Origin of the sequence: Streptomyces alkaliphilus (assembly GCF_014141535.1) — a bacterium.
GTDB lineage: Bacteria > Actinomycetota > Actinomycetes > Streptomycetales > Streptomycetaceae > Streptomyces > Streptomyces alkaliphilus.
On record NZ_VKHT01000177.1, the window covers coordinates 1 to 6,734 of the forward strand.

Annotated in this window: 5 protein-coding genes; all 5 read left to right on the forward strand. The window is 70.8% G+C overall.

What is annotated here, in order from left to right:
- Positions 1-433 precede the first annotated feature (433 nt).
- The 5 genes from FNQ90_RS08380 (at position 434) to FNQ90_RS08400 (ending at position 6,731) form a co-directional block, all read left to right on the forward strand.
- Positions 434-2,098 carry an ABC transporter substrate-binding protein gene (locus FNQ90_RS08380; RefSeq protein ID WP_182605791.1) on the forward strand — a complete coding sequence of 555 codons (1,665 nt, stop codon included), beginning with the start codon at positions 434-436 and terminating at the stop codon, positions 2,096-2,098.
- Between the two features lie 313 nt (positions 2,099-2,411).
- The gene (locus FNQ90_RS08385) at positions 2,412-3,416 is read left to right on the forward strand and encodes an ABC transporter permease (protein ID WP_143619505.1); all 1,005 of its coding nucleotides are present in this window, start codon (positions 2,412-2,414) and stop codon (positions 3,414-3,416) included.
- On the forward strand, positions 3,416-4,516 hold the full coding sequence (locus FNQ90_RS08390; RefSeq protein WP_143619508.1) for an ABC transporter permease: 1,101 nt from the start codon (positions 3,416-3,418) through the stop codon (positions 4,514-4,516). Before FNQ90_RS08385 ends, FNQ90_RS08390 begins: the two co-directional genes overlap by 1 nt.
- Before the next feature lie 5 nt (positions 4,517-4,521).
- Positions 4,522-5,694 carry an ABC transporter ATP-binding protein gene (locus FNQ90_RS08395; protein ID WP_182605789.1) on the forward strand — a complete coding sequence of 391 codons (1,173 nt, stop codon included), beginning with the start codon at positions 4,522-4,524 and terminating at the stop codon, positions 5,692-5,694.
- Positions 5,691-6,731: an ABC transporter ATP-binding protein gene (locus FNQ90_RS08400; RefSeq protein ID WP_182605790.1), complete on the forward strand. Its 1,041-nt coding sequence runs from the start codon at positions 5,691-5,693 to the stop codon at positions 6,729-6,731. The genes FNQ90_RS08395 and FNQ90_RS08400 overlap by 4 nt, the downstream gene beginning before the upstream one ends.
- Positions 6,732-6,734: the final 3 nt, after the last annotated feature.

A 6,734-nucleotide genomic window follows, 5' to 3' on the forward strand; every position in this document is an offset into this window, starting at 1 on the left:
GGGGCGGGGCGTCGAGCGACGGCCCCCGTCCCCCGACCGCCGCGAAGGGGGTGGCGGAACCTCTCCCGATGCGCCCCGTGCGGCCGGACCCGTGGCTCGAAGTCCCTTGCCGCCGCGCACCGGTGTGCGCATTTCCTGGTTGCCGCCACCGCGGGGAAGGTTGCCGCGCTCCCCGAAAATTTTTCGGATCCCCTCACTGGTCGCGCTGTGTGTTCGAATGATTTCCCGCCGTGTTGACGGGGGTGGTGCTCCGGAGCGGGGAGCCCCGGGGCCCTCGACGCAAGCGGGACACGCCGAAAAAAGGTTGCCCCCGGGAAGAGTGCTGGTTGCGGCTCGGTCTCGCCCGTCTGCCGGCCGTTCACAACTATGGGGTTGCGCAGTAATGTGCGGCCACCAGAACCGGCCCTACCACCGCCAACCCCTGAGGTGGATGATGCAGATAGCCCGATCCAAGGCTGCCGCGGTCGCGGCGGCGGTTTCGATCTCACTGGTCGCGACCGCCTGCAGCAGCGAACGCGACACGTCCGACGACGCGGCCCCCACGGAGGCCTTCGTCTTCGGCGCCGCCGGCAACCCGGCGTCCCTCGACCCCTTCCTCGCCAGCGACGGCGAGACCTTCCGCATCTCCCGCCAGGTGCTCGAGACCCTCCTGGACCACGAGTCCGGCGGCTCGGAACTGGTCGGCGGCCTCGCCGAGGAGTGGGAGAGCAACGACGAGGGCACCGAGTGGACCTTCTTCCTCCGGGACGGGGTGACCTTCCACGACGGGGCCGAGCTCACCGCCGAGGTCGTCTGCCAGAACTTCGACCACTGGTACAACCTCACCGGCACCTACCAGTCGACCGCGCTCACCTACTACTGGCAGGCCGAGTTCGGTGGCTTCGCCGAGAACGAGAGCGAGGACACCCCGGAGTCCAACTACGCGGGTTGCGAGGCGACCGACGACCTGACGGCCGTCATCCGGGTCAACGAGCCCTCCGCCGTCTACCCGGGCGCCTTCTCCCTCGCGGCCTTCGCCATCCACTCGCCCAACTCCATCGAGGCCTACAAGGACGACCAGGCCACCGGTGAGGGCGACGCCATCTCGATGCCGAACTACAGCCAGGAGGCCGGCACCATCGCCGGCACCGGTCCGTTCGAGCTGACCCGGTGGAACAAGTCCAGCGGCGAGGTGACCATCACCCGCTTCGACGACTACTGGGGCGAGACGGCCGGCTTCGAGGAGATCGTCTTCCGCACGATCCCCGACGAGGCGGCCCGTCGCCAGGCCCTGCAGACCGGTGAGATCCACGGCTACGACCTCGTCGCCCCCGGCGACGTGGACACCCTGCTGGACGCCGGCTTCCAGGTGCCCACCCGGGACGTCTTCAACATCTTCTACCTGGCGTTCACCCAGGAGAGCAACGAGGCGCTGGAGGACCTCCGGGTCCGGCAGGCCATCGCCCACGCCCTGGACCGGCAGACCCTGGTCGACACCCAGCTGCCCGAGGGCGGCGTGGTCGCCACCCAGTTCGTCCCCGACACCATCGAGGGCCACTCGGAGAACGTCACCACCTACGCCTACGAGCCGGACACGGCCCGGGACCTGCTGGCGGAGGCGGACGCCGAGGACCTGGCCCTCGACTTCTGCTACCCGACCGAGGTCACCCGGCCCTACATGCCCTCCCCGGCCGACCTCTTCGAGTTGATGAAGTCGGACCTGGAAGAGGTCGGCATCACCGTCCGGCCGCGCCCGATGCAGTGGACCCCCGACTACCTGGACACCACCCGGGACGGCGGTTGCAACCTCTACCTGCTCGGTTGGACCGGTGACTTCAACGACGCCTACAACTTCCTGGGCACCTGGTTCGACGGCTACTCCAAGGAATGGGGCTTCCGCAACGACGAGATCTTCGACGCCCTCGCCGCGGCCGCGGTCGAGCCCGACCTCGAGACCCGCGTCTCCATGTACGAGGAGATCAACGAGCTGGTGATGGACTTCCTGCCGGGCGTCCCGATCTCCTCCTCGCCGCCCTCCATCGCGTTCGCGGAGAACATCAACCCGCCGACCGTCTCCCCGCTGACGCAGGAGAAGTTCGCGGAGGGCTCCTTCAAGTAACCACCGCGGGCACGCACCGGTCGGGCCGCCCACCGCGCCCGACCGGCACCGCCCGGCCCCGGCTCCCCGCCGGGGCCGGGCGGACCGCTGCCCGTCCGGACCGGCCCCCGAGGGATGCCGGTCCGGACGGCGTTCGCGGCGGAGCGGAACCCGGATTCCACGGGTCCGCCCTCCCGTCCACCTCGCCGGCCGACCGCCGCGCCCACCCGTGTGCCGCGCCGGCCCGGCGGGTCCGCCCTCCCCGGGCCCCGTCGAAGCACGCGAACCACCGCGCGCACACCGCGTGACCCCTCGAGAAAGGCGCGTCAACTCCGTGTTGCGTCTCATCGTGCGCAGACTCCTACAACTGATCCCCACCCTGGTCGGGTTGTCGGTTCTGCTCTTCATCTGGCTCCACCGACTGCCCGGTGGTCCGACCGCCGCGCTGCTCGGTGAGCGGGCCACCGAGGCCGACCGCCGTCAGGCGGAGGCACTGCTCGGGCTCGACCAACCCCTGTGGGTGCAGTACGGCCGTTTCCTGCGACGCCTGGTCGAACTCGACCTCGGCACCTCCATCCGCACCGGTCGCCCGGTGTGGGAGGAGTTCACGATGCGCTTCCCCGCCACCGTCGAACTCGCCCTCGCCGCCATGTTCCTGGCGATCCTCATCGGTGTGCCGCTGGGCTACTTCGCCGCCCGTCGGCGCGGCGGCTGGCTCGACATCGGGGCCGTCACCGGCTCCCTGATCGGCATCTGCATCCCGGTGTTCTTCCTCGCGTTCCTCCTCAAGGAGGTCTTCGCGGTGGTGCTCGGCTGGTTCCCCAGCGTCGGCAGACAATCCACCGGCATCAACGCCACCGACGTCACCGGATTCCACGTCCTGGACGGCATCCTCACCGGCGAGTGGGACGCCTCGGCCGACGCCCTGTGGCATCTGGTGCTGCCCGCCGTGGCCCTGGCCTCCATCCCCCTGGCGATCATCACCCGCATGACCCGGGCCAGTGTCCTGGAGGTCCTCCAGGAGGACTACGTGCGCACCGCCGAGTCCAAGGGCCTGCGCCGGCGGGTGGTGCGGCTGCGGCACGTGATGCGCAACGCCCTCCTGCCGGTCGTCACCGCCATCGGTCTGCTCACCGGCGGCCTGCTGTCGGGCGCCGTCCTCACCGAGACCGTCTTCTCATGGGGCGGCATCGGCTCCTTCATCCGTGACGCCATCGACGGCCGCGACTACCCGGTCCTGATGGGCTTCATCCTCTTCATCGCGCTGATCTACGTGCTGATCAACCTGCTGGTCGACCTCGCCTACAGCGTCATCGACCCGAGAGTGCGGGTGCACTGATGGGTTCTCCTGTGTCGAACACCCCCAACCACCCCGACGACCGCGAGGGCCCGGAGACCCCGGGCACCCCCGAACTGTCGGGCCCGCCGGCCGTCCCCCACCAGGCCGAGGCGCCGTCCCCCGTCGGGGGCGACCGCGCCCGCCGCGCCTCCCGCAAGGTGGACCGCATCGACCGGCTCGCCGAACTCACCGCCCGCCGGGAGACCACCACCGGCGCCGGCCTGTGGGTCGAGGCGTTCCGCCGCCTGCGCACCAGCAAGATGGCGATCATCGGTGCCTGCATCATCGCCGTCTTCGTGGTCCTGGCGATCATCGGTCCGTGGATCGCCCCCTACAGTCCCACCGCCCAGAGCTGGCGCGGCGAGGTGTTCCCCAACCGGGGCCTGTTCGTCGGCCCTCGCGGGGAGAACTGGCTGGGTCTGGACCACCTGGGCCGCGACGTGTTCTCCCGACTGCTCGTCGGGGCCCGGCAGACCCTGCTGGTCGGTGTGGTGGCCACCCTCATCGGCTTCACCGTCGGCGCCCTGATCGGCGGAGTCTCCGGCGCCGCGCTGGTGCTGGGCGGACGCGTCGGTCAGCGGATCGACGCCGTCATCATGCGCTTCATCGACATGATGCTCGCCCTGCCCTCCCTGCTGCTGGCCGTCAGCATCGCCGCCGTCATGGGACAGAGCCTGACCACCGTCATGATCGCGGTCGGTGTCGTGCAGATCCCGATCTTCGCCCGATTGCTGCGCGGCGCCATGCTCGCCCAGGGCGGCAGCGACTACGTGCTGGCCGCCCGAGCCCTGGGCGTGCGCCGTCGGCGCATCGTGATGGCACACGTGGTGCCCAACTCGCTGAGCCCGGTCATCGTTCAGGCCACCCTGGCCCTGGCCACGGCCATCATCGAGGCCGCCGCGCTGTCCTTCCTCGGCCTGGGCAACCCCGACGCCGCGCAACCCGAGTGGGGCGTCATGCTCGCCCAGGCGCAGCGCTTCTTCGACCAGGCGCCCATGCTGGCCGTCTATCCGGCCGTCGGCATCATCATCACCGCGCTCGGTTTCACCCTCCTGGGCGAGGCCATGCGGGAAGCACTCGACCCGAAACTGCGGAGCTGATGGGCATGGCACTGCTCACGGTGGACGAACTGTCCGTCACCTTCACCGCCAGGGGGCGCCGCGACGTCACGGCCGTCTCCGGCGTCTCCTTCGACGTGCCGCAGGGCGAGGTCGTCGGCCTGGTCGGCGAGTCCGGCTGCGGCAAGTCCGTCACCTCCCTCGCCCTGATGGGTCTGCTGCCCCGCAGGGGTGTGCGCCTCGGCGGCCGGGCCGACTTCGACGGCACCGACCTGCTCACCCTCTCCCCGTCCCGGATGCGCGACCTGCGCGGCCGGCAGTTGGCGATGATCTTCCAGGACCCGCTCTCCTCCCTGAACCCGGTCGTCCCGATCGGCGTGCAGGTCACCGAGATCCTGGCCCGCCACCGGGGGATGAAGGGGGAACGCGCCCGCAAGGAGGCCGCCTCCCTGCTGGACCGCGTCGGCATCCCCGACCCGGACCGGCGGTTGAAGGAGTACCCGCACCAGCTCTCCGGCGGCATGCGGCAGCGCGCGCTCATCGCCATGGCGGTGGCCTGCGCCCCCCGCCTGCTCATCGCCGACGAGCCGACCACCGCCCTGGACGTCACCATCCAGGCGCAAATCCTCGAACTCCTGCGGGAACTGGTCGACCAGGAGGGCACCGCCCTGCTGATGATCACCCACGACCTGGGCGTGGTCGCCGGGCTCTGCGACCGGGTGAACGTGCTGTACGCGGGAAAGGTGGTGGAGGCCGCCGAACGACGCCCGCTGTTCTCCGACCCCGCGCATCCCTACGCGCACGGGCTCCTCGGCTCCATCCCCCGGCTGGACGCCCCGCGCGGCCTGCCGCTCCACCCCATCCGCGGCTCGATCAACGACACCATCGCCTGGGCCGACGGCTGCGCCTTCGCGCCCCGTTGCGACCACTACACCCTGGAGTGTTTGGAGGGCACCCCGGCCCTGGCCGAACCCGCCGGCCTCGGACAACCCGGCCATCTGGTGCGGTGCGTGAACCCGGTGCTGGACAGCTCCGACCTGCACACCCCGCTGCTGGAGGCCCCGGTACCGGTCGCCTCCGCGGAGGGGGACACCGCCGCCCCCTCCTCCGGGGCACCCGCCGGCACCCCCTCCGACACGACACCCGACACCGGGACGACACCCGCGACGGCGACCGACGGCGAACCCGGCGACGCACCCGGGAAGGACACCCCCGCATGACCACCCTGCTCGAACTGAAGGACCTCAAGGTCCACTTCCCGGTCCGCAAGGGCATCCTCTTCGACCGCACCGTCGGCCACGTCTACGCCGTGGACGGCGTCTCGCTGAGCGTCGAGGCGGGGCAGACCTACGGCCTGGTCGGCGAGTCCGGCTGCGGCAAGACGACCCTGGGTCGGGCCGTGCTGCGGCTGGTGGACATCACCGACGGCGCCGCCGTCTTCGACGGCACCGACCTGGCGCGACTCCCCGAGGAGGAGATGCGTCGCTCCCGCCGTCGCCTCCAGATGGTCTTCCAGGACCCGCTGGGCAGCCTCAACCCCCGACAGAACATCGAGTCCATCCTCGCCGAGGGCATGGCCGCCCACGGCATCGGCGCCGACCGCGAGGAACGACGGGCGAAGATCTCCGAGATCCTGGAGCGGGTCGGCCTGCCCGCCGGCTCCCTGTCCCGCTACCCGCACGAGTTCTCCGGCGGGCAGCGGCAGCGCATCGGCATCGCCCGCGCGCTGGTACTGGAGCCCGACCTGATCATCTGCGACGAGCCGGTCTCGGCGCTGGACGTCTCCATCCAGGCGCAGGTCATCAACCTGCTGGAGGAGCTCCAGGAGTCGATGGGTCTCACCTACCTGGTGATCGCCCACGACCTGGCGGTGGTCCGGCACATCTCCGACGTCATCGGCGTGATGTACCTGGGCGCCCTGGTGGAGGAGGCCCCCAGCGACGAGATCTACTCCGAGCCGCGCCACCCCTACACCAGGGCCCTGATGTCGGCGGTGCCGGTGCCCGACCCCGACGTGGAGGACAGCCGCGAGCGCATCCTGCTCACCGGGGACCTGCCCTCCCCGGCGAACCCGCCCACCGGTTGCCGCTTCCACACCCGGTGCCCGTGGCGGCAGGCGACCCGCTGCGACACCGAACGCCCCGAACTGCGGGATGTCGGGGGTGGGCACAAGGTGGCCTGCCACTGGGCGGAGGGGATCGCCGACGGAACCGTGACGCCCACGACGGAGTTGGCCCCCACCCTGCTCAAGGAGTGACCC